The sequence below is a fragment of the Nonomuraea maritima genome, assembly GCF_900100395.1.
Lineage (GTDB): Bacteria > Actinomycetota > Actinomycetes > Streptosporangiales > Streptosporangiaceae > Nonomuraea > Nonomuraea maritima.
Genome location: NZ_FNFB01000004.1, coordinates 282,660 through 308,248 on the forward strand (window position 1 = coordinate 282,660; position 25,589 = coordinate 308,248).

A 25,589-nucleotide genomic window follows, 5' to 3' on the forward strand; every position below is an offset into this window, starting at 1 on the left:
GCGGGCGCCTTACAGACGTTCCGGGGTGGTGCGTGGGTGGAGGTGATGCCATAGCCGCAGGCTTGCGTACTCGGCGGTGCCGGGTTGCCTCCAGCGGGCCGACCTGGCGCCGATGCAGGCACTCGTGAGCGGTCCGGCCGAGCGCGTCGGGCCGACGTGCGTCACGTGACCCGTGCGCGAACTCGACTTCACGAGCACGATCGGGTCGGTGGTGGCGGTGTCAGCAGCAGGCCGGCAGGTGCGGTCGTGGCTCGCCGGGCCAGGCGACAGGGCCGCGTCCGCGGCACTCAACAGGGCGGCGCGGTCGGCATGGGTGGCCGACGCCGACGTGAAGAACACCTGGGCAGGGCCGAGAAGTGAGGTCGGGGTACCGTCCGGGGTGAGGTTGGTGAGGAGGAGCGCGGCGGTCGTCACAAGACCGACGCAGGTGAGGGTGCGGGTTACGCCTCCCATGAAGTCCCTTCCGACTGAGCGTGTGTCCGCATTGCACCATGCTCACCCCAAAGGGATTTCACTCCGCTGAAGTCCATATTTAGTGGCATACAGGCACTTACTTGACCAATGCGCTACCTTCCGCACCGTCCCGAGTTGCCCTGGCACGGTGGCCTGCATGGTCGAGGTGCGCCGAAATCCGTCAAGGTCGTTCCTGGCTTCCGCGAGCGACGTCGTGCGTCTGCGAGGTGCTCTCGCCAACCGGGCGTGCCGAGTGTTTGCCAGGCCATCGATTGCGTCAGATCAGCCTCATTTGTCACATGGGTATCTGCTGTATGCCGTGATCACGGCATGCACAGACAAGGAAGCAAGATGATCTCACTGAAGCGCGTGGCCGCCTTGGCCACGACGACGCTGGCCGGAGCCATGCTGGCCGCCTCGTTCCAGGCGCCGGCGTTCGCTCACAACGATCCGGAGCGCTACAAGCCCTACAGGCACGCCCAGCCGATCGCCGGGTACGAAATCGTCGAGTCGACGTTCGCTCTGCGCCCCAACGCCTTTGCCGGCGGCAGCGCCCGCTGCCCTGCCGGGAAGAGGGTTCTCGGCGGAGGCTACGCCTGGCCATCGGTGGGCCTGGGCAGCGAGCCCATCGTCACGGTCAACCGGCCCATAGCGAACGGCACCGTGTGGCAGCTCACGGTGAGGAATCCAGCAGACTCCGCGGTGACCAGCGCAATCGTGTACGCCCAGTGCGCCTTCGCACGGTAGACCTGTTCAACCCCGCGACGAAAGCCGTCCCGGACAATGATCCGGGACTGCCTCACTGAGATATAGCGGCAGGGACCACTGCCTGGATGCCCTGTGGCGGTCGCCACCGCCACAGGGCATCCAGGTTCACGGGGTCCCCCGCCCTGCGCTCGAAGCCGCACATCTCCTTCGGCGGGGCGTCTTCGTGTTGTACGGCTCCGGCGCTTGCTGCTCGGTGGTCAGGCCGTGAGTGATGGTGGCTTGCGCGGGCGTTCTCTTTATTAGATGGTTTTCAGGTAGGGAATTGACAAATACTGCGGCACCACGAGGTGAGGCCCATGAAGCAGACGACGCGGACGGCGATCGTGAAGCCGCTCCCCGAGCACCTGTTCAGAGTCCACGGCAACAGTGCCGAGATGCGGTGGGAGGCCATGTCGGGCATGGGCTACCACACCCCCAACGACCGCTTCTTCGTCCGCAACCACACCTCCACGCCTCTCATCGACGCCACCACCTGGAGTCTCCGCGTCCATGGGGACGGAGTACGCCGGGAGCGCGCGTTCGGGTACGACGACCTGCGGGCCATGCCGTCGCGTACGTACGACCTGGCGATCGAGTGCGCGGGCAACGGACGCCGCTTCTACCGCACGCAGCAGGAGAACGGCGCGCCGGGCACGCAGTGGGGTCTCGGCGGGATCGGCGTGGCGCGCTGGCGCGGCGTGCCGCTGAGGCACCTCCTCAAGGAGGCCGGCCTGCTCCCTGAGGCGGTGGACGTGCTGCCCACCGGCCTCGACGCGCCGTTCGAGGACCACGGCCACGTCCGCAGGCCGCTTCCCGTGAGCAAGGCGATGGACGACGTCCTCGTCGCCTACGAGATGAACGGCGTCCCGCTGCCTCCCGACCATGGATTCCCGGTACGCCTGGTGGTGCCGGGCTGGGTGGGAATAGCGTCCATCAAATGGCTCGGCGATCTCGAGGTCGCGACGACCAAGCTTTTTACTCCGTGGAACACGCTTTTTTACCCCGAGGTCACGACGCAACCGGTGAAGAGCGCTTTCGAACTTCCCTGGAATGCGACCGTGCCGCTTCCCGGCCCGCACGTGGTGCGCGGGCGGTCGTGGTCGGGGCGGGGCAGGATCGTCCGGGTGGAGGTCAGCCTCGACGGCGGAACGACCTGGCGGGAGGCCCTGCATCACGGAGCGCACCTGGTCAAGGCCTGGTTGCCGTGGCACGTCAACTGGGCGCCGCGACACACCGGGCCACACGTCCTGATGGCCCGCGCCACCGACGAAACGGGCACCACGCAACCCTCTGTCACCGCCCGCCACCCGTTGGGTTATCATTTTGACGCAGTCGTACGCCATCCCGTTCGTGTGGTCAGCGGATAGGAAATTGTCACTTCGCTCGGCTGAGCTGGTGATTCCCGAAACGGCCGTCCGGCGCATCCAACTTCATCTGAAAGACTCGCGCAGAAACCTTCTCGAAATCCCTCGATGTGAAGCTGCTCATGCCTAGGGAAAAGGAGAACCGATGCGCCAGCTGACCGCACTCGACGCGCAGTTCCTCCGTGTGGAGACGGCGACGACCACGGCTCACGTCGCCGGGCTGGCGATCCTCGACTCGGCCGACGGCACGGTGACGAAAGACGCGCTCGCCGACCTCCTGCTCGCCCGGCTCCACCTGTCGCCCGCGCTCTACCTGCGGGTCGCCGAGGTGCCGTTCGGGCTCGACCACCCGTACTGGGTGTCCGATCCCCACTTCGACATCGGCAACCATCTGTTCGAGACCGCGCTGCCGCTGCCGGGCGACGACCAGCAACTGGCCGACGCGGTGGCCGACATCCACTCCCGGCGGCTCGACCGGGCGCATCCCCTGTGGGAGATGCACCTGATCACGGGGCTCGCGGGCGGGCGGGTGGCCGTCTACACCAAGGTGCACCACGCCGCCATCGACGGCGTGTCGGGCGCGGAGACCCTCGCCGCCCTGCTCGACCTCACCCCTGACGGCCACCTGCGCCGCCGTGGCGGTGCAGGTGCGACGCCGACCCGGTCCGCCGCCCGCACCTCGTCCCTCCGCCGGACCGCCTCTCCCCCGACGGCTCCCCCACCCGCGGACCTTCCTCCCGCGACCGACAGCGCCCCTTCCGCGCCGGTCGTCGCGGCGATCCAACCGCCGGTCGTCACAGCGGGCCTCCAGGGCGCGGTCGACCTACCGAACGGCCAGCCGGTCGCATGCCTCGATCCGACGGCAAGCGGTGCGCCCGGCCCGCTCACCGCCGAAGCGGCTCCGCACGTCCCGGCGACGACGGAGAGCACGCCAGGCGGGCAGCACGATCTCGCCGACAAGGCGCACGGTGGTTCCTCCGGCGGCCAGCAGGCTCCCGGCCTGTTCGGGATGCTGGCGGGCGCGGCGGTACGCACGATGACGCATCCTTTCACCGCCATGCGATCCGTCGTCAGGGCGGCCGGCGACCTCGACGCCATCCCGGTGATCGCGAACGTGCCCGGCGCGAAGCGGATCGCCGAGGCGGCCCGCGTGGTGGCCGGTGAGCGGCGCGACCGTCCGGGGATGCCGCCTCTCACCGCGCCCCGCACGCCGTTCAACGGCCCGATCACCGCGCAACGGCACCTGTCGTTCGGGTCGCTGTCGCTCAAGGACGTCAAGAACGTCGCCAAGGCGCACGGCATCAGCGTCAACGACGTCATCATGACGCTGTGCACGTCGGCCCTGCGGTCGTGGTTGAGCGAACACGACGCGCTGCCGGAGGCGCCGCTGGTCGTGGCGGTCCCGGTGGCGGTACGCACGGGGTCGGCCAAGGAGGTGGTCGGCAACCAGATCTCCGCCATGGTGACGCCGCTGCCCACGAACGTCGCCGATCCCAAGGAGCGCCTGCGGGCGGTCGGCGCCGCCATGGCGCAGGCGAAGCGGCGCTTCGCGCTCGCGCCCGCGACGTGGCCGAGCGAGCTGTGCTCGGTGCTGCCCGCCCCGCTGGCGACCCTCGCGACCCCGGCGGTGTTCCGGTTGGCCGGGGTCGCGTTCCCGCCCATCAATCTGATCATCAGCAACGTGCCGGGGCCGCAGTTCCCGCTCTACCTGTGCGGGGGGCGGCTGCTGTCGTACTACCCGCTGTCGGTGGTGACCGACATGAGCGGCGGTCTGAGCATCACCTGCTTCTCGTACGACGGCATGATCGACTTCGGCCTGGTGGCCTGCCCCGAGCGGGTGGACGACGTGTGGAGCCTGATCGGCCACCTGCGGGCTGCGCTCGACGAGGTGCTAGACGAGCGAGTGGGCGATGAGTTCCGCGACGGCGTCGGGGTCGATCTGGTGGCCGGTTAGCTGGCAGAGGTTCTCCTGGTAGAGCAGGATCGCGGCGAACGTGGCCGCCGCCACCTCCAGCCTGGCCGCGTCGCCGCGCGCCCCGGGCAGGGCGAGGCCGAGCGCGAAGCGGGCCCTGCTGACGAGTTCGCCGTTGAGCCGGGTGAGTCGTTCCTTCACCGAGCCGTGGGTGTCGGCCTCGCGGAACAGGATGCGCCGCATCGACGGTGAGGCGCGCAGCGGCAGCCCGCGCGCCAGCCGGCGCAGCGTGGCGGTCAGGTCGCCGGGCACCGCGTCGACCCCACGGCTCTCCTCGATGTGGGTGCGTTCGTCGACCAGAGCGACCAGCACATCGATCTTGTGGGGGAAGTAGTCGACAATCGAATCTCTGCGTACTTTCGCCAGTTTGGCGATGACCGCGGTCGGGGTGCCCTCGAAGCCGCGGCCGGCGAACAGTTCTTCCGCCGCATCCAGGATGCGCGTGCGCACGTCACGGATCACCACGGCTCGAACCATAGCGCCACCTGCGACTTCATCGCCAGATCGGGGACGCGGGAGTGTTCGCCGGCGGGGACGTACGAGGCCGGCTAGATCCCGGCGACCTGGTCGGCCACGCGGCCGATGCGGGCCAGGCGGGCCAGGGTGGGACGCGAGAGCACCTCGCCGATGTCGTGCAGCGCGATGATCAGCTCCTCGACGCCGTCGAGCGGCATGTCGGGCTCGCGGTTGAGCAGGACGCCGCGGTAGTCCTCGGGCGAGACGGCCCCGCCGGGCAGCTCGATGCGGTCGTCGTCGACGCGGAACAGGACGGGGATCGAGGTGTCGAGGGCCAGCGCGAGCGCGGTCAGTTCGGCGGCGGTGAAGGACCGCTGGCCGCGTTCGGCCTGGTGGACGGCCTGGCGGCTCCACGGCTTGTCGAGGTGACGGCCGACGGCCTCGCCCAGCTCGGTCAGCGACAGGCGGCGTTCGGCGCGCAGGCGCGCGATCTGCCTGCCGATGGCCTCTTCCACTCGCATCGGCCGCCTCCCTTTCCAATTGTCATGCTGCACGATGACGCCGACATCCTACTATTGACAGATTGCGCGCAAGCTGCCTAGTGTAAATCTCTACATTTCCTCGTCAATGTAGCCGATGACACGGCGGAGGGTGAGGCGCGACATGCAGGGCATCCACCTGGAAGTGATCGGACCGGTCGGCGCCTGCGCCGTGGTCAAGGTCGGTGGCGAGGTCGACGTCTACACGGCTCCCAAACTGCGCGAGCAGATCGTCGCGCTCGCCGGCGACGGCGTCGTGCACATCGTCGCCGACCTGAGCGAGGTGGAGTTCCTCGACTCGACCGGGCTCGGGGTGCTCGTGGGCGCGCTCAAGCGGCTGCGTACGGCGGGCGGGTCGCTGGGGCTCGTCATGACCACGGACCGCATCGTGCGGATCTTCCGGATCACCGGGCTCACCGCCGTGTTCCCGTGCCACGGGTCGATCGCCGAGGCGATCGACGCCGAGCCGCACTGGGCCGCCGCGGCCGAGCGCGAGGCGGGCGGCATCGACGAGTGGCGCCGCGCGCACGGCGTGGCCTGACACCACAGGCGGGAACCGGCGCCACTCGTGACCCGCCACTCGTGACCCGACCGGGGCCCTCAGCGCAGGGCCGGGCCCGGTCGGGAGAGGTCGAGCGGATCAGACGTGGGAGGCCTTGTCGAGGAGGTCGAGCTCCTCGGCGGTCAGCGTCAGCGTGCCGGCGACCATGAGCGGCTCAAGCTGCTCAAGGCTGCGGGCGCTGGCCAGCGGAGCCGTGACCGTCGGCTGAGCGGCGAGCCAGGCCAGCGCCACCGCGGCCGGGGCGACCTGCCGCTCGGCGGCGACCTTCTCCAGCGCCTCCAGCGTCCGGGGCCCGTGCTCGGTGTTCAGGTACTCGGCCGCCTGCCCCGCCCGGGGGCTGTCCACGGTGACGCCAGGACGGTACTTGCCGGTCAGGAAGCCGCGCGCCAGCCCGAAGTACGGCGTGCTGCCGAGCCCCTCCCTGGACACGACGTCCCGCAGCTCGCCCTCGTAGGTGCGGTCGACCAGGTTGTAGTGCTGCTGCAGCGCGACATAGCGGGCCAGGCCCTGCTCGTCGGAGATCTTGAGGGCTTCGCCCAGCCGCGCGGCGTCGTAGTTGGACGCGCCGATGTGGCGGACCTTGCCCTCGCGGACGAGCTCGTCGAACGTGGCGAGCGTGTCCGCCAGCGGCGTGTCACGGTCGTCGCGGTGCGCCCAGTAGAGGTCGATGTAGTCGGTACGCAGCCGCCGCAGCGAGTTCTCCACCCCGGTGCGGATGGTCGCCGGGGCCAGCCCCGACAGCCCCTCCAGCGCGCCCACCTTGGTGGCGATCAGGACGGATTCACGGTTGCCGCGCGAGGCCAGCCACTCGCCGATGATGATCTCGGAGGTGGACTCGCCGGTCGCCCAGACCGGGTACACGTCCGCCGTGTCGATGAGGTTCCCACCGCCCGCCACGAACGCGTCGAGGACGGCGAAGGACGTCTCTTTGTCGGCCGTCCAGCCGAAGACGTTGGCGCCGAGCGCAAGAGGGAAGACGGACAGACTGGTTCTGGGTATCGTTCTCATGCGGCCATTATGAGCGCACCCGAAATCCGATCCGCACCTCAGGTGACGCGATTGACGAGTGACTTGCACAGGGCCCGTAGCTCGGCCGCGTCCGGCAGGCAGTCGTCGATGACCTCCAGCGCGCGGGCGAGATAACGGTCGGCCGCAGACCTGGCCGCGGCCCGCCCGCCGGCCGCCTCCACCAGTTCGGCGGCGTGCCGGGCGGCCTGCTCGTCGGTGATGCCGGCGGCCAGCACGGCCGACAGTTCCCTGGCCGCGGTGTTGCCCGCGTCGAGGGCCGCGAGCACCGGCAGGGTCTTCTTCTCGCGTTGCAGGTCGCTGTGCACCGGCTTGCCGGTGATCTGCGGCTCGCCCCAGATGCCGAGGATGTCGTCGGCGATCTGGAACGCCACGCCGAGGTCGCGGCCCGCGGCCCACATGCGCTCGCCCAGCTCGGGCGCTCCGCCGAGCACCACGCCGGTCGCCGCGGACGCGGCGAGCAGCGCGCCGGTCTTGCCCGCCGCCATCTCGGCGTACTCCGCCGCGCCGACCCGGTCGGTTCCGCGCCAGGGCCGGTTCTCGTTGACCATGTCGGCCATCTGCCCCTGGACCAGCTCCACCAGGGCCCGCGACAGGTAGCGCGACGCCTCGGGCTGACCGGCGAGCCGGCTCACGGCCAGCGCGAGCAGGCCGTCGCCGGCGAGCAGCGCGGGACCCACGCCGTACGCCTTCCACAGCGCGTCGCGGTGCCTGCGCCGCTCGTCGTTGTCGATGATGTCGTCGTGCACGAGCGAGAACACGTGCACGAGCTCCACCGCGACGGCTCCGGGCAGCGCGGAACGCGCCGGGGCCCCGACGGCCTCGGCGCTGAGCATGGCGATGGCGGGCCGCAGGCCCTTGCCGCCGTCACCGCCCTGTGGACGGCCGTCGACGTCCGACCAGCCCATCGCGAACGCTGCCATCTTGGCCCCCCATGGATGCAGGGCCGAGACGGCCTCGCGGAGGGCCGGTTCCAGCAGGTGGCGGAATCGCTCCACTGCTCCACCGTCTAAGGGATGCCTGAGAGTCACCAGGTGCTCCTACCCGAGTACGATCTTGAATGTACCGGGAGAACCATGTGATACTCCACCCACTGCCTGACATATGTCAGTAAATGTCCGCAACACGGTCAGGCAACGTCGGCGATGGAGGAAAGACCATGGCGATCGACGCCGCCCCCACCAGAACACTGCCCTTCCTCCGGAAACTGACCAGACACGCGCGCATCCCCGTCAACGCCTTCGAGGAGGCGGGCACGCAGGCCGACGGCGAGCTCGTCCGGCTGAGCATGGGGCCGTTCCGGCCCTACCTGGTGACGCACCCCGACCACGTGCAGCACGTGCTGGTCCGCAACCAGCCGAACTACGTACGTGAGGGGATGTTCTGGGATCCGCTCGCCCCGCTGCTCGGCGAGGGCATCTTCTCAGACGGCGAGAGCTGGGCCGAGAGCCGCCGGATCTTACAGCCGCTGTTCACCGCGAAATACGTGAACTCGCTGGCCGAACGCATGGCGGAGCTCATCCACGAGCTCATCGAGGAGACCGTCGTCCCGGGCCGCCCGTTCGACGTGGCCGAGGGGATCTCCGCCATCGTGCACCCGACGATCGTGCGGCTGTTCTTCGGGGCGAAGATCTCGGCGACCGACATCCAGCGACTGGTGCCCGCCTACGACGTGGCCGTGACCGCCAAGGCCATCCGCCTGGTGATGCCGTTCATGCCCGCGGCCTTCCCCATGCCGGGCGACCAGGCGTTCAGGCGGGCGATCAGGACCATCGACGACGTGGTCTACCCCCCCATCCGGCAGGCCAGGGCGGAGGACCAGGAGGGCGATGACGTCGTCTCGCGGCTGGTCCGGGCGCGCCGCGACATCGCGGGCCAGGAGGGCGAGCGGCGGATCAGGGACGACCTGGTGGCCATGCACGGCGCCTCGACGGAGACCTCGGCGACCGCGCTGACCTGGGTCTGGCCGGTGCTCCAGGCGTATCCGGAGGTCGCCGCCAAGGTGTACGAGGAGGTGGAGCGGGTGGTCGGCGACGAGCCGCTCAGCACCCGCCACCTGCCCGACCTGGTCTACCTCAGGATGTTCGTCAACGAGTTGCTGCGGCTCTACCCGCCGGGCTGGATCCTGCCCCGCAGGGCCGTCGCGACCGACGTCGTGGGCGGGGTCACCATCGAGGCCGGTTCGACGGTGCTGCTGAGCCCGTACCTGACGCACCGGCTGCCGCGGTTCTGGGACCGGCCGCTGGAGTTCGACCCCGAACGGTTCGCGCCCGGCGGGGAGGCCAAGCGCCACCGGTACGCGTACTGGCCGTTCGGCGCGGGTCCGCATGTCTGCTTCGGGCAGCACCTGTTCATGATGGAGGCGCCGCTGCTGATCGCCGGCATCCTGCGCAAGTACCGGCCGATCGTGCACCACAACGGTCAGCTCACCCCTCGCCTGGCCTCCTCGCTGCGCGCCGCCGCTGGCCTCACGATGACGCTGGTCCCGGCATGAGCGGCCCCGCCGGAACCGGTCCCTTCGGGATCGGCCGGACGTGCGCGCTGGCGGTGGCCGGCGGCCGCGACCTCACCCGCGTCGCGGCCCGCTACGACGGGCTCTTCCCGGAGAAGTCCTTCGACGCCGGCCTTTACGGCTCGCTGGCGATGGCCGGCGCGTTCGGGTCGCCCTGGTCCACGCCGGAGGAGCTGCGCGTGATCAACCGGGCCTCGCTGCTGCTGTTCGCGGTGGACCGGCTGATCGACGAGGAGGCGGACTCCCAGGACCAGGTGACCGCCGTGGTCGCCGCGTGCCTGGGTGGGGAGCGCGCGGCCTCGCCGCTCGCCGCCTTCGCCGCCGACCTGCGGGCCGAGCTCGGCGCCTCGCCCGCCATGGAGGCGGCCTGGCAGGACCAGCTCGAACGCCTGCTGATCGCCATGTCACGTGAGTGGGAGTGGAGCCGGGCCGAGCACGGGCCGGGACCCGACGAGTACCTGGCCAACGCCGACAGCTGCGGCGCCCTGTTCGTCGCCGTCTCGCACTGGATCCGCACCGGTGTGGCCGCCTCACCCGCCGACCTGCACCGCCTGCGTCCCGCGGGCGAGGCGGTGCAGCGCTACCTGCGGCTGCTCAACGACGTCGCCACCCGGCAGCGCGAGTCCGGCTCGGGCGACGTCAACGTCTTCACTCTGGGATGGGAACCGGACGCCGTGAACGACCGCATGGCCGGGCTGGCCCAGGAGGCCGCCGAACTGATCGAACCGATCCGGGCGGCCCATCCGCGGGCCGCCGAGTACCTGACCTGGCAGATCCACTACAGCGCCGGTTTCTATGGTCTGTCCGACTTCTGGGCCGCGTCGTGAACGATCTCACCCGGCGGGCGAACGACCTCGTCGCCGAGCTCATGGCCAAGCCCTGGGGCCAGGTGTCGCCCTCGGTATACGAGACGGGCCGACTGGTCACGCTCGCGCCCTGGCTGGTGGGGCAGCAGGAACGGGTGGCGTACCTGCTGGAGGAGCAGCGCGGCGACGGCAGCTGGGGCGCGCCCGACGGCTACGGGCTGGTACCCACGCTGAGCGCCACCGAGGCGCTGCTGACCGCGGCCGAGGGCGACGACGGCGACCCGGCCGTCCTCATGCCGGCCGCGCGGGCCGGGCTGGACGCGCTGCGCAAGATGCTGCACGACCCGCCCGAACTCCCTGACACGCCGGCGATCGAGCTGATCGTGCCGCACCTGATCGACCTCATCAACGAGCACGGCTGCGCAGACCCGCTGCCGCTGCCGCCCGGCATGGACATCACCCGCCTCGCCATGGTCAGGCGGCTGCTGGAGTCGGGCGGCGAGCCGCCGCAGAAGCTGCTGCACGTGCTGGAGGTGGCGGGCGCCGGGGCAGGGGCCGTCAGCCCGACCTCGATCGGCACGGTCGGCGCCTCCCCTGCCGCGACGGCTGCTTGGCTGAGGGCCCCGGCGCCGCACGACTCCGCCGACAGCGCCCGGCGGCACCTGGAGGCCGTGGCCACCCGCTACGGCGGCCCGGTGCCCGTCGGTCTGCCGATCACCGTGTTCGAGCGCGGATGGGTGCTGAGCTGGCTGGTCAGGGCCGGGGTCCCGGTGGAGGTGCCGGCGGAGATGGCGGCCGACCTGCGGACCGCGATCGGCCCGGCGGGCACCCCCGCCGGCGCCGGCCTGCCCGCGGACGCCGACACGACCAGCGTGGCGCTCTACGCCCTGGCGCTGCTCGGGATGCCGTGCGAGCCCGCGTCGCTGCTGGCGTTCGACTCCGGGGAGCACTTCTGCACGTGGCAGGGCGAGGACGGCTTCTCGGTCAGCGTGAACGCCCACGTGCTCGACGCCCTCGGCGCGTACGTGCGGGGCAGGCCCGCCGCAGCGGCCACGTACGAGCCGGTGATGGCGCGGGTGGCGGGCTGGCTGGCGGCCCGCCAGGAGGCCGACGGGAGCTGGAACGACCGGTGGCACGCCTCGCCGTACTACGCGACGCTGAGCTGTGTGCTGGCACTCGGCGAGTTCGGCGGCCCGCGGTACGCCGGAGCGGTGCTGGCGGCCCGGGAGTGGGTGCTGTCCACGCAGCGGGCCGACGGCTCGTGGGGCCGGTGGACGGGCAGGCCCGAGGAGACGGCGTACGCCGTGCAGGCGCTGCTGCTGTGCGGGCCGGAGCCGGACGAGCGGGCCGTGGCGGCGGCGGGGCGCGGGTACGAGTACCTCACCAAAATGGGCGATTTATCAGATTATGAACCGCTCTGGCATGACAAGGACCTTTACAGCCCGACGGCAATTGTGCGCGCCGCCCTCCTCGCGGCCATGCATGTGGCGCGGTCCCACATTCAGGGGGAATTTACTGGGAAAAAATAGGACATAGCCGTCTAATCATGGTGTTTCGTGTTGAGGGAGTAATGCTGCATTGCTAGGGTGACCCGGGTGTCAGGTTGCTGGGATGTCTATTGCTTTTTCTTGACACGGCACGTTGACCGCGCTGTTTCCTCTATGGGTGGGCTCGATGCGCTTCCGTAACGCCAGTGTCCGGGCGAAGATCACGGCACTCATCGTCTCACTCGCCTGCCTGTGGGCGTTCGCGGCCTGGGTCACGCTGCGCGAGGGCGCCAACCTGCTGTGGGCCGCGACGGTGAACAGCAGCGTGATCGAGCCGAGCGAGCCACTCGTGGTCGAGCTGCAGCGCGAGCGCCGCCTGACCCTCTCCCACCTGGGTACGGGCGCGTCCGAGGAGGACGAGCGGCTGCGCGAGCAGCGGGCCACGACCGACGCCCTGCGGGCGGAGTTCGAGACCTCCGTCTCGGGCACCGCGGCCGACTTCGCCATGGACGCCTCGCTCGCCCGCCGCGTGACGGAGGTGCGGGCCCAGCTCGCCCAGCTGAGCGCGGTGCGCGCGTGGGTCGACGACGGGAGGCCCGACCTCTCGCAGGCCGCCGGACGGTACAACGCCCTGATCGACTCGTTCTACCGCATGTACGACTCCGTGGCCGAGTTCGACGACAAGGAAGTCGCCAAGGCCGGCCGCACGCTGAACGAGATCTACCGGGCGCGGGAGATGTTCGCCCGCGAGGACGCCCTGCTCGCCGGCGTCTTCGCCAAGGGAGGTTTCACGCCAGCCGAGCACACCGAGTTCGTCGAGGTCGCGGGCGTCTTCGACTACGCGCTGAACGAGCAGCTGCCGGAGCTGCCGGCCGAGGACCGGGCCGCATTCGACGCCTGGCTCAAGACCACTCCCGTCACCCGGGTGCAGGCCATGGAGACGCAGCTGCTCCGGCACGACCCCGTCTCCGACGCGCTGCCGGTGACCGGCGAGGAGTGGCGCAAGTCGGCCGAGGCCTTGCTCGGCAGCATGCAAGCGGTGACGGTGGAGGGCGGTGACCGGCTCCTCGAACGCATCACGCCCCTCGCCGTTGGCGTCATCGTCCGGCTGATCCTCGCGGGTGGTCTGGGGCTGTTCGCCGTCATCGCCTCGATCGTGCTGTCGATCACCACCAGCCGCCAGCTGCTCGCCCAGCTCAAGAAGCTGCGGAACGCCGCCCACGAGCTGTCCGACCGGCGGCTGCCGAGCGTGGTCGAGCGCATCGGCCACGGCGAGGACGTCGACGTCGCCAAGGAGGCCCCCGCGCTCGACTTCGGCGACGACGAGATCGGGCAGGTGGGCCAGGCGTTCAACGCCGTGCAGCGCACCGCGATCAGCGTCGCCGCCGAGCAGGCGGAGCTGCGCCGCGGCATCCGCGACATCCTGCTCAGCCTGGCCCGCAGGACGCAGGGCCTGGTGCACCGGCAGCTCACCGTCCTCGACGTGATGGAGCGCCGCGAGACCGACCCCGAGGAGCTGAAGGAGCTCTTCCGGCTCGACCACCTCGCCATCCGCATGCGCCGCAACGCGGAGAACCTCATCGTGCTGTCCGGCTCCTCCCCCGCCCGTACGTGGCGGCGTTCGGTGCCGATGGTCGACGTGGTGCGCGGCGCGCTGGCCGAGGTCGAGGACTACACGCGCGTCTCGCTCATGCCGATGGGCGACGTGGTGCTCGTCGGCCGCGCCGTCGGCGACGTCATCCACCTGCTCGCCGAGCTGATCGAGAACGCCGTGTCGTTCTCGCCGCCGTACACGAACGTCCAGGTCGGCGGGCAGCTCGTGGCCAACGGCTACGTGCTCGAGATCGAGGACCGCGGGCTCGGCATGAAGCCCGAGGACCTGGACGCCGCCAACGCGCGGATCGCCGACCCGCCCGAGTTCCGCATCACCGGCACCGCCCGGCTCGGCCTCTACGTCGTCAGCCAGCTGGCCAAGCGGCACGACATCCAGGTGGTGCTCAAGTCGTCGCCGTACGGCGGCACGACCGTCGTGGTGCTGCTGCCGCAGGAGCTCGTCCAGCTCGACCCGTCGCCGGAGTCGCGCGGCTCCGACGAGCAGGATCGACTGCCGCGCCGGCAGCCCGCCGCCTCCGTGGCGGGCAGGTCCGCGCCGGCCGGGAACGTGCGCTCGCTGCGGCGGGTGAACCCCGTCCCGACGGCGGACACGTCAGGAAACCCCGCGCCGCCCCCTGCACCCGTGCCCGACCCTGTGACGCGGCCCGAACGCGTCGTACGCCGGGAGCCCGGCTCCCGCCCAGCCCAGTCAGAAACGCCGGCCGAACCGGAGCAGCAGCCTGTGGCCGAGTTCACCCCGTCGGGGCTCCCCTTGCGGGTGCCCCAGGCCAACCTGGCCCCCGCGCTGCGCGACGACGCTCCCGCGCAGCCCGACCACGAGGAGGACGATGACGATCGCTCGCCGGAGGAGATCCGCGCGATGATGGGATCCCTCCAGTCAGGAACCCGTCTCGGCCGGACGCGAGCGGCCGAGTTGATCGACGACAAGCCCATGGACGACCAGCCGGGAGGTGGAGCATGACGCCCACGTCGGGAACCGACCTCAACTGGCTGCTCGACGACCTCGTACGCCGTGTCAAGGACGCCGACCACGCCATCGTGCTGTCGTCGGACGGCCTGCTGATGGCCTCCTCTGCCGGCCTGCACCGCACCGACGGCGAGCACCTGTCGGCCGTCGCGTCGGGGCTGCAGAGCCTGGCCAAGGGCGTGTCCGACCAGATCGCCGGTGGGGCCGTGCGCCAGACGGTGGTGGAGTGGAAGCACCAGTTCCTCATCGTCACCACGGCCGGCGAGCGGGCCTGCCTGGCGGTGCTGTGCCCGAGAAACTCCGACATCGGGCTGGTCGCGTACGAGATGGAGATGCTGGTGACGCGGGTGGGCCAGTATCTGACCTCCGGTGCCCGCAACGCCGCCGCCGAGGCCGCCTCCCGGGACGAGCGATGAGGGGCGCCGGCGAGCCCACCGACGAGAACTGGGTCGATCCGGAGATCATCCGCCCCTACGTCGTGACCCGCGGGCGCACCCAGCCCGCGCACGGCAAGTTCGACCTGATCTCGATGGCGCTGGCGGTCGGGCCCCTGCCGGGCCCGGACGCCGGCCTCGATCCCGAACATCTGCGGATCCTCCAGATCTGCCGCGAACCCAAGTCCGTGGCCGAGATCGCCGCCTACCTCGATCTGCCGGCCGGCACGATCCGGGTGCTGCTCGGCGACCTGTTCGACCGCGAACTCGTCTCTGCCCAGGAACCACGATCCGAGGTGGACATGCACGACATCAAGATGTACCGGGCGGTGCTCGATGGCCTTCGCTCGCTCTGAACGCCCGCGCCTGCCGACGGCGATCAAGATTCTGGTCGCCGGCGGCTTCGGGGCGGGCAAGACGACGATGGTCGGCGCGGTCTCCGAGACCCGGCCGCTGCGCACCGAGGAGGTGCTGACCGACCGAGGCATCGGCGTGGACGACATCACGTCGGTGGAGGCCAAGCGCACCACCACCGTGGCGATGGACTTCGGCCGCATCACCCTGGGCGCCGACTACGTCCTGTACCTGTTCGGCACGCCCGGGCAGGAGCGGTTCTGGTTCGTGTGGGACGAGCTTGCCGAGGGCGCGCTGGGCGCGGTCATCCTCGCCGACACCCGGCGCCTGGCCGACTGCTTCCCGTCGGTCGACTACTTCGAGCGGCGCGGCACGCCGTTCGTGGTGGCGGTCAACTGCTTCGAGGGCTCGCCCACGTTCGAGCTGGACGAGGTGCGCCTGGCGCTGCAGCTCGACCCGTCGGTGCCGATCGTGATGTGCGACGCGCGCAAGCGCGACTCCAGCCGGGAGGTGCTCGTCACCCTGGTCAAGCACTCCGCCCGGCTGCGCGCCGAACCCGTCGGCAGCTGAGTCGGGGGTTCGGCTCAGGCGTGGCGGGCGTCCTCCGCGACCTTCTGCAGCCGGGCGCGGTAGCCGTCCCACCACGCCTGGTCGCCGCCCGGCAGGTTCTCGCTGCCCTTGCGCATCCCGACGGCGCCGTCGATGAGCTCCCGGACGATGTCGGCGTGCCCGGCGTGCCGGTTGGTCTCGGCGATCAGGTGGATGAGGATCCGGTGCAGCGTCGGATGCCGGACCTCCTCCGGCCACCACGGCACCTCGCCGGTCTCCTCCAGCGGCAGCGCGGCGATCGTGGCGTCTCCGTGCGCCCACACCCTGCGGTAGAGCGCGACGACGGAGTCGCGCGACTCCTCGGCGGTCGCCCACATGTCGGCGTTGTCCTCGGCGTCCTCCTCCATCCACGGCAGGGGCTCGGGGAACGGCCGCGCGAAGCACTCGCCGAGGTAGCCGGCCTCGACGCCGGCCATGTGCTTGACGAGCCCCAGCAGGTTGGTGCCGGTGGGGGTCAGGGGGCGGCGAAGGTCGTACTCGGAGAGCCCGTCGAGCTTCCACAGCATCGCCTCACGGGCCCTGGTCAGGTAGTGGTGCAGGTCGGACTTTGCGGGGGATTCGGTCATCGGGCCATCATCGCGCGGGCCACCACCACGACGCCACGCTATTAAGGTCTGCGGCGGTGATCTCCTCTCCGGAGTTGTCGACGGCCTCGGCGTAGTAGAGCGCGGGCACGCCGTACGCCGGCTGCGCCTCGGCGTAGGCGAGCCACTCGGCCCGGCCGGGCATGGGCCACTGGTCGGTGTCGACGAGGTGGTGCGGCAGGGCGCGGCGGACGACCTCGTGGCGGTAGCGGAGCTGGTCGACGACCGGCACGGGCTCGCCTCTTGCGTCGAGCTCCAGCACGTCGTTGAGCCTGACCATGTCGCTGACGTCGGCGAAGGCGGGATGCGGCGTGTGGGTGACCATGAGGGCGTCGGGCCTGACGCGCTTGGCGGCGCCGTACAGGGCGGCGAGCAGCTCGTGCAGGAGGGCGAGGCCCCAGGTGGAGCCGTACGACTTCAGGTGGGAGCCGCTCGGGGAGCGCTGGGTGAAGTCGATCTTGAAGCCGTCGGCCCCGAGGTCGCCGAGCAGCCGTTCCATGACGGCGGTGATCCTGCGCCGGTAGGCCGGGTTCGACGGGTCGGCGGCCACGGCGCGCCCGCCCGCGTCGGTCACGCACTCCTCCGCCGGCAGCCCCTCGGCCGACCAGGCCCGCCACCACAGCAGGACGCGCTGACCGCGCGCGTGCCGGCCGGCGATCCAGGCGCGCAGGTCGGGCCACTTGGCCTCGTCGGGCCACGGGTCGCCGTACGCGAGCTGCCAGCGGTCGTCGATCACGATCGTGCCGGGCACGATGCCGTGCTCCTCCAGCCGGGCGAGCCAGCCGTCGTACAGGTCCTGGCGGGACAGCTCCACCGGGGAGACCCCGTCGGCACGCGCGCACTGGGCGCCCCAGCCGCAGAAGATCGGCTCGCTCCACCACGCGTGCCGCTCCCCCACCGGGCCCTCGGGGGCGAGGCCGTGCGCGACCAGGTCGGCCCGGTGGTGCGAGATCGCCTCCCAGGGCGACCCGGCCGCCCGCAGCACCACGGCCGGTGACGTCCAGGCGCCGCGCACCTCGGTGTGGCCCTCGTAGTCGAGGCGCAGCAGCGCCCCTCCGTCCAGCGGCTCGTACGTGACCTCGGTGAAGGTCAGATCGGGGATCCCGGCCCGTACGGACGCGCCCAGCCAGGGGCCGCCTGGCACGGCCGTGGCGCCGTCCGGCTGCTCCTTGCAGAAGGCGAGCACCAACGGCGGCGGGGAGAAGACCGCGTGCAGGCGGCCGGGCGAGGCGTCGCCGACGGCGGTGAGCGCGACGGCCGCCGCCGCGGGCCGCACCACCTGCACGGGGTGGGCGGGAGCGGGGCTGAAGACGCCGAGCGCGTGCACGCCCGAGCGGAACGTGCCCGCCGCGCCGGTGCGGAGCACGGCCCGGCCGCCGAGCAGCGTCACGTCGCCGAGCACGCCGGCGCCCTCGACCCGCACCTCCAGCGCGATCGTCTCCGGCGTGCAGGTGAGACGGACCGTCTTGGTCTCCCACGCGGTGCTGCGCTGCTGGACGTCGAAGACCGCGGTGTCGCCGCGCAGCGCGAGCACGGGCGGCAGCGTCTCGTAGGTCTCGTCACGCCCGCCGTGGGGGTGCACCGAGGCGATCAGGCTGAGGGTCGTCCAGCCTTCGAGCTCGGCGCTGGGGTCGGTACGCGAGACCGTCAGGTGGTAGGAGCCGCTGTCCAGGAAGTAGGCGGCGTCGGTGGTGGTGATCCGCATGGGCAACCGTTCGGAAAGAAGGTGCCCATATCGTACAAAAAGCGACAAAAGGGGAGGGCCCGGCCTGGGGCGGCCGGGCCCTCCGTGTGCGGGCGCCCCCGGGGCAGCGGATGGGCGCCTCGCTGTGAGAACCGTCCTTGGATCAGTGCTCCGAGGCCTTCTCGGCGCCGACGCCGGTGAGCGAGCGCACCTCGATCTCGGCGTACTTGGCGGCGTTGTACTCCTTGCTGAGCACCGTGCCGATCCAGCCGCACAGGAAGCCGAGCGGGATCGAGACGATGCCGGGGTTGCTCAGCGGGAACCAGGCGAAGTCGGCGGTCTTGAACAGTGCGGTCGGCCCGCCGGACACCACCGGCGAGAAGATCACCAGCAGCAGGGCGGAGACCAGGCCGCCGTAGATGGCCGCCACCGCGCCCGCCGTGTTGAACCGCTTCCAGAACAGGCTGTAGAGGATCGCGGGCAGGTTGCCCGAGGCCGCCACCGCGAACGCCAGCGCCACCAGGAACGCCACGTTCTGCCCCTGGGCGAGGATGCCGAGTCCGATCGCCACGGCGCCGATGACCAGGGCCGAGATCCGGGCCACGACGACCTCCTGCCGCTCGCTCGCCTGGCCGCGCTTGAAGACGTGCGCGTACAGGTCGTGGGCGAAGCTGGAGGAGGAGGCCAGCGTGAGTCCGGCGACCACGGCGAGGATGGTCGCGAAGGCGACCGAACCGATGAGGGCGAGCAGCAGCGTGCCGCCGACGTCGCCGAAGATCTCCTGGCCGATCGCCTGGGCCAGCATCGGCGCCGCCGTGTTGCCTGCCGCGTCGCCCGCGGCGATCGCCTCCCTGCCGACCAGGGCCGCCGCGCCGAAGCCGAGGACCAGGGTGAGCAGGTAGAAGACGCCGATGATGCCGATGCCCCACAGGACGGACTTGCGGGCGTCCTTGGCGGTGGGCACGGTGTAGAAGCGGATGAGGATGTGCGGCAGACCCGCCGTACCGAGCACCAGCGCGAGACCGAGGCTGATGAGGTCGATCTTGCCCGCCAGTCCCTGCGCCTCGGTGCCGTACTTCAGGCCGGGGCTGAGGAAGCTCTGCGGGTTGGCCTCGGGGCCGCTGACCGACGCCGCCTGCCCGAGCAGGGCCGAGAGGTTGAAGCCGAACTTGCCCAGCACGAGCACCGTCACCAGAGCGGCGCCGCCCATGAGCAGGACGGCCTTGACGATCTGGACCCAGGTGGTGCCCTTCATGCCGCCGAACACCACGTAGACGATCATCAGTGCGCCCACGCCGACGATGGTCCAGGCCTTGGCCGCCTCACCGGTGATGCCGAGCAGCAGGCCGACCAGGGCTCCCGCGCCGACCATCTGGGCGAGCAGGTAGAAGATGCTGACCACGATGGTGGACACGCCGGCCGCCGTGCGCACCGGGCGGGGGCTCATCCGGAACGCCAGCACGTCGGCCATGGTGAACTTGCCGGAGTTCCGCATCAGCTCGGCGACCAGCAGCAGCGCGACCAGCCACGCCACCAGGAAGCCGATCGAGTACAGGAACCCGTCGTAACCCGACAGCGCGATGATGCCCGCGATGCCGAGGAAGGAGGCGGCCGACATGTAGTCGCCGCCGATCGCCAGGCCGTTCTGCACACCGCTGAACGACCGGCCGCCCGCGTAGTAGTCGGCCGCCGTCTTGGTCTGGCGGCTGGCCCAGTAGGTGATCCCCAGCGTGGCGGCCACGAAGGTGAGGAAGAGGATCATCCCCAGAGTGGTGGAGCTCACTTGGTCTTCTCCTCGACCTGGTGGCGGAGCTTGTCGGCGATCGGGTCAAGCTTCTTCTCGGCGTGCCTGGAGTACGCCCAGGCGATGAGGAAGGTCGACACGAACTGCAACAGGCCGAGGACGAGGCCGATGTTGATGTGGCCGACGAGCTCGACGGCCATGAAGCCGCGCGCCCAGCCGGACAGCAACACGTACAGCAGGTACCACGCCAGGAACGCCACGGTCATCGGGAACGTCCAGCGGCGGAAACGCCGCTTCAGATCCTGGAACTCGCTGCTCTCCTGCATGTGTTCATAGACGGATGCGTCATGTTCTTTGGTCGTCACGGGACCTCCACTGTGATGCGGATCACGCCCAACGTAAGAGCGCAACCTACCCGTCGTGGAGGCCGGTGACGGCGTTGTTCGGCGAGCCGCAGCGGCCGGGCGATTAGTTGGAGGTGGCCTGCGATGAAAGGTCTGTATTGCGCGACGAACGGTTCGTTTTTCCCACCCGCCCTCCAGCCCTCTCCCGGCCCGCGCGGCCGCCTAGGCCAGCTCCTCCAGGGCCAGGTCGAGGTCCTTGATCAGAGTATCCGCGGGCTCCAGGCCGACCGAGAGGCGGACGAGGCCGACGGGGACGCCCATGGTGGCCCGGACGCTCTCCTCCACGGTCAGCGCGGGCGCGTTCACCAGGCTCTCGAATCCACCCCACGACACCCCGATCCTGAAATGTCGCAGCTTGGTGAGGAAGGCGCCGACCCGGTCCGCCGAGTCGGTGTCCAGCTCGAAGCTGAACAGGCTGGAGAACCCGGTCATCTGCCGCACCGCGACCGCGTGCCCCGGGTGCGAGGGAAGCCCCGGGTGGTTCACCCCGCGCACCGAGGGATGATTCTCCAGGTACGCGGCCACGGCCAGCCCCCGCTCCTGGTGCGCGGCCATCCGCACGGGCAGCGTGCGCAGCCCCTTGATCACCTTGGCCGCGTCGTGCGGCGACATGGCGGCCCCGTACAGCTGGTACTCGGTCAGCGCCAGCGGCCGGATCAGCCGCTCCGGACCCACGACCACGCCGCCCACCAGGTCGCTGTGCCCGCCGATGTACTTCGACAGCGAGTGCACCACGAGGTCGACGCCCATCGTCAGCGGCTTCTGGAACAGCGGCGTGGACCACGTGTTGTCCATCGCGGTCACCAGGCCCCGCTCCCGCGCCCACGCGGTCACCTCGGCGATGTCCACCACCCCGTACGCCATGTACGACGGCGACTCGAAGTACAGCAGGCGGGTGTTCGGCCGGACGGCCTCGGCGCAGCCCGCGAGGTCGTCGACGTGCGTGTGCGTGACGCCGTACTTCTCCAGGTAGCGCAGGAACTGCGTGGTGGGTCCGTAGATCGCGCCGAGCACGAGCACGTGGTCGCCGGCCGACACGAGCGAGGAGATCGTCGCCGAGATGGCCCCCATGCCCGACCCGAAGCACTTGGCCCGCTCACCGCGTTCCAGCGCCGCGAGCTTGCGCTGGACGAGGTCGACCGTCGGGTTGGTGCCCCGCCAGTAGACGTAGCGCTCGTCCTCGTTCCTGATAGCCGCGCCGAGCTCCTCGGCCGAGTCGAACGTGAACAGCGAGTTCTCGAAAACCGGCGGGTTGACCGCCCCCAGGATCCAGGGCTCGTCCTCACCCAACCGGCCACAGATCCAGTCGTCATCATGCATGGGGGCAGACTACGACAGAGTGGGACAACAACCCTGATCAGGACGAGCGGGGACGCCAGTCGCCGCGGTCGAGGTCGAGGTTCTCCGGGGTGTGCAGCCGTACCATGGTCCGCGCCACGCCCGCCGGCACCCGGTCGGGCGTCAGGAACGACACCGCCACCATCACGGCGAACGCGATCGGCACCGTCCAGGCCGCAGGCTGGGCCAGCAGCGCCCCCGTCACCCCCTCGTACGGCCCGCCGGTGATCGTGACGAGCACCGCGGCGCAGGCCAGCCCGCCGCCGACGAGCAGCCCCGCGAGCGCCCCCGTCGTCGACAGCCGCCGCCACCAGATGCCCAGCACCAGCAGCGGGCAGAACGACGAGGCCGCCACCGCGAACGCCAGCCCCACCACGTCGGCCACCGGCAGCGCCCGCGCCCACAGCGCCAGGGCCAGCGGCACCACCACCGCCATCAGGGTCGCCCACCGGAACGAGCGCACCCCGCCCTTCAGCAGGTCCTGCGCGATCACCCCGGCGACGGACACCGTCAGCCCGGACGACGTCGACAGGAACGCCGCGAACGCCCCCGCGGTGACCAGGGCGGTCAGCACGTCGCCCAGGGTGCCGCCGATCATCCGCGACGGCAGCGTCAGCACCACCGTGTCGGTCCGCACCAGGTCGGGGGCGTAGATCCGGCCCAGCCAGCCGTACACGGCGGGCAGCAGGTAGAACGCGCCGAGCAGCGACAGCACCACCAGCGTGGTACGGCGCGCCGCCCGCCCGTCGGGGTTGGTGTAGAAGCGCACCAGCACGTGCGGCAGCCCCATCGTGCCGAGGAACGTGGCCAGGATCAGCGAGTACGTCGAGTACAGCGCGTAGTCGCGGCCGCCGGTCAGCGGGACCTGCCAGGTGGCCGCGTCCTCCGCGCTCAGCGCGGGCGCGCCGTCGGACTGCCAGGCCATCAGCAGGAACACCAGCGGCACCGCCAGCGCGGTCAGCTTGAGCCAGTACTGGAACGCCTGCACGAACGTGATCGACCGCATGCCGCCCGACAGCACGTTCACCGCCACGACGACCGCGACGAGCAGCCCGCCCACCCACACGGGCGCGCCCGTGATGGTGCGCAGCACCAGCCCCGCGCTCTGGAACTGCGGCATGAGGTAGAGCCAGCCGATCAGCACGACGAGCACGCTCGCGGTGCGGCGCACGGTCATCGACTCGAGCCGCGCCTCGGCGAAGTCGGGCAGCGTGTAGGCCCCCGAGCGGCGCAGCGGCGCCGACACCAGCACCAGCAGCACCAGGTAGCCGCCGGTCCAGCCGACCGGGAGCCACAGCATGTCGACGCCGAACGACAGGACGAGCCCCGCCACGCCGAGGAACGACGCCGCCGACAGGTACTCGCCGCCGATGGCGGAGGCGTTCCACAGCGGGCTGACCGTACGGGAGGCCACGTAGAAGTCGGAGGTCGTGCGGGAGAAACGGATCCCGAACGCCCCGATGAGCACGGCCGCCACCACGACGACCAGCACCGCGGTCAGGCTCACCGGCGTTCGACCAGTTCGGCGAAGTGGCGCTCGTTGCGCTCGGCCTGCCGCACGTAGAACCAGGCCCCGAGGACGAAGCCCGGGTAGATGAGCCCGGCGAGCACCGCCCACGGCACCGGCACGCCCAGCAGGTCGGCCTCGCGCAGCTCGGGGATCAGCAGGAACAGCACCGGCAGCCCGCCGACGACGCCGGCCAGCACCGTGCAGACGAACAGCGCCAGCCGGAACTGGGTGCGCAGCAGCGAGCGCATGTAGACCTCGCCCACCCGCGTCTGCTCGTCGATCTCGCGGGTGGCCGGGTAGCGGGGACGCCGGGCGGCCGCCGTGCGCGGGCTCGTCACGGGGACGCGGCGCGGCGTCTCGGCGCGCGGCAGCGGCGAGCGGCGCGCCTGGCGCTGCTCCGCGCCCGCTCCTTCGCCGGCCCTTCGTGCGCTCATTCCTGCCTGCCCTTCCTGGCGCGGCGGACCAGCATGTCGCGCAGCTCGCGGGTGTGCCGGCGGCTCACCGGGATCTCGGTGTCGCCCACCCGCACCGTGCACCTGCCGGAGTCGATGTGCAACTCCTCGATGTGTTTGACGGCCACCAGGTGGCTGCGGTGCACACGGACGAACCCCGCCGACGACCACCGCTCCTCCAGGGAGGCGAGCGGGATGCGCACCAGGTGGCTGCCCGAGGCCGTGTGCAGGCGGGCGTAGTCGCCCTGCGCCTCCACGTAGACCACGTCGGAGCTGGAGACGAAGCGGGTCACCCCGCCCAGCTCGACCGGGATCGTGTCGCTCTCGCCGCCCTCCACCGGCACCTCGGCCGAGACCGCCACCCGCCTGATCGCCTCCGCCAGCCGCTCGGGCCGTACGGGCTTGAGCAGGTAGTCCTCCGCCTTGATCTCGAACGCGTCCACCGCGTGCTCCTCGTACGCGGTGACGAACACGACCCGGGGCGGGTTCGCGAAGCGCGACAGCAACCGCCCGAGCACCACCCCGTCGAGCCCGCGCATCCTGATGTCGAGGAAGACGGCGTCGATCGGCCGTCCCTCGGCGATGGAGCGGTCGAGCAGCCGCAACGCCGACGCGCCGTCCCGGGCCGTGCTCACCTCGCCGATACGGGGGTCGGCACGCAGGAGGTACGACAGGTCTTCGAGGGCGGGTAGCTCGTCGTCGACCGCGAGGACCCGGAGTAGCGCCATAGACAGTGATGAAACCGACAACGAACAACGGGGTCAACGGGCGGATACACCTGGGTGATACTTCGGCAACCTGACGTTGACCTTGGTGCCCGCGCCGGGGGCCGTCTCGACGACGAGGCCGTACTCGTCGCCGTACACCTGGCGGAGCCGTTCGTCCACGTTGGCCAGGCCGACGCCGCCCGCGGAGGGGATCTCACCTGCGAGGATGCGGCGCAGCCGCTCCGGATCCATCCCGAGGCCGTCGTCCTCGACGCTGATGCGGCATTCCGCCCCCGCGTCCTCGGCGATGATCGCGATGCGCCCGACGCCGTTCTTGCTCTCAAGGCCGTGCCGTACGGCGTTCTCGACCAGCGGCTGCAGGCACAGGAACGGCACCGCGACCGGCAGCACCTCGGGCGCGATGCGCAGCGTCATCTGAAGCTGGTCGCCGAACCTCGCACGCTCGAGGATGAGGTAGCGGTCGATCGAGCGCAGCTCCTCGGCCAGCGTGGTGAACTCGCCGTGCCGCCGGAAGGAGTAGCGGGTGAAGTCGGCGAACTCCAGCAGCAGCTCTCGCGCCCGTTCGGGATCGGTGCGGACGAACGAGGCGATCGTGGTCAGCGAGTTGTAGATGAAGTGCGGCGAGATCTGCGCCCGTAACGCGCGCACCTCGGCCTCCATGAGCAGCGTGCGCGAACGGTCGAGCTCGGCCAACTCGAGCTGCGAGTCGACCCAGCCGGCCACCTCCTCGGCGGCCCTGACCAGCCCGGCCGAGGCGCTCTGCCCGTAGGCGGCCAGCGCGCCCACCACGCGGTCGTCGGTGGTGAGCGGGACGACGACGGCCTGCCGTACGGGGCATTCGAGCAGGTCGCAGTCGATGGTGAGCACCTGCGTGCGGCCGTCCTTGAGGGTGGCCGCCGCGTGCTCGTACGCCTCGGCGGCGTGGTGCTCGCCGGCGCCGTCGTAGACGAGCAGCCGTTCGCCGTCGGTGATGGCGAGCGCCGCCGAACCGAGCAGGGCGCGCAGGTGGCGGGAGGCCCGCTCGGCGCCGTCGGCGGTCAGCCCGGCCCGCAGCGGCGGCCCGGCCAGGGACGCGGTGTGCAGGGTCTCGAACGTGGCGCGCTCGGCCGGGCTGGTGCCGAGCTCGCGGCGACCCCGCATGACGCGCCACAGCACGAACGAGGGCACGCCGACGACCACCGCGACCACGGCGGACCCGACGAGGTACTCCACGCGGGGAGCTTAGCCCGCGCGGGCCGCGCCG

The 25,589-nt window shown here is 70.9% G+C and carries 24 protein-coding genes and 1 pseudogene; 11 read left to right on the forward strand and 14 right to left on the reverse strand.

Annotation, left to right across the window (positions count from 1 at the left end; genetic code table 11):
• Window positions 1-9: 9 nt before the first annotated feature.
• Window positions 10-453: a hypothetical protein gene (locus tag BLR04_RS10085; protein ID WP_090762009.1), complete on the reverse strand. Its 444-nt coding sequence runs from the start codon at window positions 451-453 to the stop codon at window positions 10-12.
• A 351-nt stretch (window positions 454-804) separates the two neighbouring features.
• On the opposite strand from BLR04_RS10085, the gene BLR04_RS10090 reads away from it, so the two are divergent.
• The 3 genes from BLR04_RS10090 to BLR04_RS10100 all read left to right on the forward strand — a co-directional run bounded on the left by BLR04_RS10090 (window position 805) and on the right by BLR04_RS10100 (window position 4,518).
• Window positions 805-1,200 (forward strand): hypothetical protein, encoded by a 396-nt coding sequence (locus BLR04_RS10090; RefSeq protein WP_090762011.1) that lies wholly within the window; start codon window positions 805-807, stop codon window positions 1,198-1,200.
• Between the two features lie 317 nt (window positions 1,201-1,517).
• Window positions 1,518-2,567: a sulfite oxidase gene (locus tag BLR04_RS10095; protein WP_090762013.1), complete on the forward strand. Its 1,050-nt coding sequence runs from the start codon at window positions 1,518-1,520 to the stop codon at window positions 2,565-2,567.
• 142 nt (window positions 2,568-2,709) lie between these two features.
• On the forward strand, window positions 2,710-4,518 hold the full coding sequence (locus tag BLR04_RS10100) for a wax ester/triacylglycerol synthase domain-containing protein (protein ID WP_090762014.1): 1,809 nt from the start codon (window positions 2,710-2,712) through the stop codon (window positions 4,516-4,518).
• Here the strand turns inward: BLR04_RS10100 and BLR04_RS10105 are convergent.
• Both BLR04_RS10105 and BLR04_RS10110 read right to left on the reverse strand, forming a co-directional pair.
• The gene (locus BLR04_RS10105; RefSeq protein WP_245740149.1) at window positions 4,456-5,001 is read right to left on the reverse strand and encodes a TetR/AcrR family transcriptional regulator; all 546 of its coding nucleotides are present in this window, start codon (window positions 4,999-5,001) and stop codon (window positions 4,456-4,458) included. The genes BLR04_RS10100 and BLR04_RS10105 overlap by 63 nt on opposite strands.
• Before the next feature lie 83 nt (window positions 5,002-5,084).
• Window positions 5,085-5,513 carry a helix-turn-helix domain-containing protein gene (locus BLR04_RS10110; RefSeq protein ID WP_090762019.1) on the reverse strand — a complete coding sequence of 143 codons (429 nt, stop codon included), beginning with the start codon at window positions 5,511-5,513 and terminating at the stop codon, window positions 5,085-5,087.
• A gap of 142 nt (window positions 5,514-5,655) precedes the next feature.
• On the opposite strand from BLR04_RS10110, the pseudogene BLR04_RS10115 reads away from it, so the two are divergent.
• Window positions 5,656-5,991 (forward strand): annotated as a pseudogene (locus tag BLR04_RS10115) (STAS domain-containing protein); the annotation flags it as partial.
• Window positions 5,992-6,171: 180 nt separating this feature from the next.
• On the opposite strand, the gene BLR04_RS10120 reads toward BLR04_RS10115, so the two are convergent.
• Together BLR04_RS10120 and BLR04_RS10125 are read right to left on the reverse strand one after the other, a co-directional pair.
• Window positions 6,172-7,101, reverse strand: a complete 930-nt coding sequence (locus BLR04_RS10120) for an aldo/keto reductase (RefSeq protein ID WP_090762023.1) — start codon at window positions 7,099-7,101, stop codon at window positions 6,172-6,174.
• 38 nt (window positions 7,102-7,139) lie between these two features.
• Window positions 7,140-8,117: a polyprenyl synthetase family protein gene (locus tag BLR04_RS10125; protein ID WP_245740150.1), complete on the reverse strand. Its 978-nt coding sequence runs from the start codon at window positions 8,115-8,117 to the stop codon at window positions 7,140-7,142.
• A gap of 161 nt (window positions 8,118-8,278) precedes the next feature.
• Here BLR04_RS10125 and BLR04_RS10130 point away from each other — a divergent pair, with 161 nt between their 5' ends.
• From BLR04_RS10130 to BLR04_RS10160, 7 genes are all read left to right on the forward strand, one after another.
• Window positions 8,279-9,613 (forward strand): cytochrome P450, encoded by a 1,335-nt coding sequence (locus tag BLR04_RS10130; protein ID WP_176903017.1) that lies wholly within the window; start codon window positions 8,279-8,281, stop codon window positions 9,611-9,613.
• Window positions 9,610-10,458 (forward strand): terpene synthase family protein, encoded by an 849-nt coding sequence (locus BLR04_RS10135; protein WP_090762027.1) that lies wholly within the window; start codon window positions 9,610-9,612, stop codon window positions 10,456-10,458. Before BLR04_RS10130 ends, BLR04_RS10135 begins: the two co-directional genes overlap by 4 nt.
• Window positions 10,455-11,966 carry a prenyltransferase/squalene oxidase repeat-containing protein gene (locus BLR04_RS10140; protein ID WP_245740151.1) on the forward strand — a complete coding sequence of 504 codons (1,512 nt, stop codon included), beginning with the start codon at window positions 10,455-10,457 and terminating at the stop codon, window positions 11,964-11,966. Before BLR04_RS10135 ends, BLR04_RS10140 begins: the two co-directional genes overlap by 4 nt.
• 145 nt (window positions 11,967-12,111) lie before the next feature.
• Window positions 12,112-14,499, forward strand: coding sequence for a sensor histidine kinase (locus tag BLR04_RS10145; protein WP_090762301.1), 2,388 nt, complete (start codon window positions 12,112-12,114; stop codon window positions 14,497-14,499).
• A complete protein-coding gene (locus BLR04_RS10150; RefSeq protein WP_090762029.1) occupies window positions 14,496-14,921 on the forward strand; it encodes a roadblock/LC7 domain-containing protein in 426 nt (141 codons plus the stop codon). Before BLR04_RS10145 ends, BLR04_RS10150 begins: the two co-directional genes overlap by 4 nt.
• Window positions 14,918-15,295: a DUF742 domain-containing protein gene (locus tag BLR04_RS10155; protein WP_090762031.1), complete on the forward strand. Its 378-nt coding sequence runs from the start codon at window positions 14,918-14,920 to the stop codon at window positions 15,293-15,295. Before BLR04_RS10150 ends, BLR04_RS10155 begins: the two co-directional genes overlap by 4 nt.
• Window positions 15,276-15,863: a GTP-binding protein gene (locus tag BLR04_RS10160; RefSeq protein ID WP_090762033.1), complete on the forward strand. Its 588-nt coding sequence runs from the start codon at window positions 15,276-15,278 to the stop codon at window positions 15,861-15,863. The genes BLR04_RS10155 and BLR04_RS10160 overlap by 20 nt, the downstream gene beginning before the upstream one ends.
• Window positions 15,864-15,877: 14 nt before the next feature.
• Here BLR04_RS10160 and BLR04_RS10165 read toward each other — a convergent pair whose 3' ends face one another.
• From BLR04_RS10165 to BLR04_RS10205, 9 genes are all read right to left on the reverse strand, one after another.
• A complete protein-coding gene (locus BLR04_RS10165; RefSeq protein WP_090762035.1) occupies window positions 15,878-16,468 on the reverse strand; it encodes a DinB family protein in 591 nt (196 codons plus the stop codon).
• A 7-nt stretch (window positions 16,469-16,475) separates the two neighbouring features.
• Window positions 16,476-18,191: an alpha-amylase family protein gene (locus BLR04_RS10170; RefSeq protein ID WP_090762037.1), complete on the reverse strand. Its 1,716-nt coding sequence runs from the start codon at window positions 18,189-18,191 to the stop codon at window positions 16,476-16,478.
• Between the two features lie 142 nt (window positions 18,192-18,333).
• Complete coding sequence (locus BLR04_RS10175; RefSeq protein WP_090762039.1) at window positions 18,334-19,932, reverse strand: solute symporter family protein; 1,599 nt, start codon at window positions 19,930-19,932, stop codon at window positions 18,334-18,336.
• 17 nt (window positions 19,933-19,949) lie between these two features.
• On the reverse strand, window positions 19,950-20,279 hold the full coding sequence (locus BLR04_RS10180) for a DUF485 domain-containing protein (RefSeq protein WP_245740152.1): 330 nt from the start codon (window positions 20,277-20,279) through the stop codon (window positions 19,950-19,952).
• Window positions 20,280-20,480: 201 nt separating this feature from the next.
• Window positions 20,481-21,638, reverse strand: coding sequence for a trans-sulfuration enzyme family protein (locus BLR04_RS10185; RefSeq protein WP_090762043.1), 1,158 nt, complete (start codon window positions 21,636-21,638; stop codon window positions 20,481-20,483).
• 37 nt (window positions 21,639-21,675) lie between these two features.
• The gene (locus tag BLR04_RS10190; RefSeq protein WP_090762045.1) at window positions 21,676-23,163 is read right to left on the reverse strand and encodes a sodium/solute symporter; all 1,488 of its coding nucleotides are present in this window, start codon (window positions 23,161-23,163) and stop codon (window positions 21,676-21,678) included.
• Entirely contained in the window at window positions 23,160-23,600 is a 441-nt protein-coding gene (locus tag BLR04_RS10195; RefSeq protein WP_245740153.1) for a hypothetical protein, read from the reverse strand. The genes BLR04_RS10190 and BLR04_RS10195 overlap by 4 nt, the downstream gene beginning before the upstream one ends.
• Complete coding sequence (locus tag BLR04_RS10200; protein WP_090762046.1) at window positions 23,597-24,346, reverse strand: LytR/AlgR family response regulator transcription factor; 750 nt, start codon at window positions 24,344-24,346, stop codon at window positions 23,597-23,599. Before BLR04_RS10200 ends, BLR04_RS10195 begins: the two co-directional genes overlap by 4 nt.
• 33 nt (window positions 24,347-24,379) lie before the next feature.
• Window positions 24,380-25,558 (reverse strand): sensor histidine kinase, encoded by a 1,179-nt coding sequence (locus BLR04_RS10205; protein ID WP_090762048.1) that lies wholly within the window; start codon window positions 25,556-25,558, stop codon window positions 24,380-24,382.
• Between the last annotated feature and the right edge of the window lie 31 nt (window positions 25,559-25,589).

What these genes read in the sequence shown, in the direction of transcription:
- BLR04_RS10085 (WP_090762009.1), bottom strand. Translation starts at nt 453, where the DNA reads ATGGGAGGCGTAACCCGCACCCTCACCTGCGTCGGTCTTGTGACGACC.
- BLR04_RS10090 (WP_090762011.1), top strand. Translation starts at nt 805, where the DNA reads ATGATCTCACTGAAGCGCGTGGCCGCCTTGGCCACGACGACGCTGGCC.
- BLR04_RS10095 (WP_090762013.1), top strand. Translation starts at nt 1,518, where the DNA reads ATGAAGCAGACGACGCGGACGGCGATCGTGAAGCCGCTCCCCGAGCAC.
- BLR04_RS10100 (WP_090762014.1), top strand. Translation starts at nt 2,710, where the DNA reads ATGCGCCAGCTGACCGCACTCGACGCGCAGTTCCTCCGTGTGGAGACG.
- BLR04_RS10110 (WP_090762019.1), bottom strand. Translation starts at nt 5,513, where the DNA reads ATGCGAGTGGAAGAGGCCATCGGCAGGCAGATCGCGCGCCTGCGCGCC.
- BLR04_RS10120 (WP_090762023.1), bottom strand. Translation starts at nt 7,101, where the DNA reads ATGAGAACGATACCCAGAACCAGTCTGTCCGTCTTCCCTCTTGCGCTC.
- BLR04_RS10130 (WP_176903017.1), top strand. Translation starts at nt 8,279, where the DNA reads ATGGCGATCGACGCCGCCCCCACCAGAACACTGCCCTTCCTCCGGAAA.
- BLR04_RS10135 (WP_090762027.1), top strand. Translation starts at nt 9,610, where the DNA reads ATGAGCGGCCCCGCCGGAACCGGTCCCTTCGGGATCGGCCGGACGTGC.
- BLR04_RS10145 (WP_090762301.1), top strand. Translation starts at nt 12,112, where the DNA reads ATGCGCTTCCGTAACGCCAGTGTCCGGGCGAAGATCACGGCACTCATC.
- BLR04_RS10150 (WP_090762029.1), top strand. Translation starts at nt 14,496, where the DNA reads ATGACGCCCACGTCGGGAACCGACCTCAACTGGCTGCTCGACGACCTC.
- BLR04_RS10155 (WP_090762031.1), top strand. Translation starts at nt 14,918, where the DNA reads ATGAGGGGCGCCGGCGAGCCCACCGACGAGAACTGGGTCGATCCGGAG.
- BLR04_RS10160 (WP_090762033.1), top strand. Translation starts at nt 15,276, where the DNA reads ATGGCCTTCGCTCGCTCTGAACGCCCGCGCCTGCCGACGGCGATCAAG.
- BLR04_RS10165 (WP_090762035.1), bottom strand. Translation starts at nt 16,468, where the DNA reads ATGACCGAATCCCCCGCAAAGTCCGACCTGCACCACTACCTGACCAGG.
- BLR04_RS10170 (WP_090762037.1), bottom strand. Translation starts at nt 18,191, where the DNA reads ATGCGGATCACCACCACCGACGCCGCCTACTTCCTGGACAGCGGCTCC.
- BLR04_RS10175 (WP_090762039.1), bottom strand. Translation starts at nt 19,932, where the DNA reads ATGATCCTCTTCCTCACCTTCGTGGCCGCCACGCTGGGGATCACCTAC.
- BLR04_RS10185 (WP_090762043.1), bottom strand. Translation starts at nt 21,638, where the DNA reads ATGCATGATGACGACTGGATCTGTGGCCGGTTGGGTGAGGACGAGCCC.
- BLR04_RS10195 (WP_245740153.1), bottom strand. Translation starts at nt 23,600, where the DNA reads ATGAGCGCACGAAGGGCCGGCGAAGGAGCGGGCGCGGAGCAGCGCCAG.
- BLR04_RS10200 (WP_090762046.1), bottom strand. Translation starts at nt 24,346, where the DNA reads ATGGCGCTACTCCGGGTCCTCGCGGTCGACGACGAGCTACCCGCCCTC.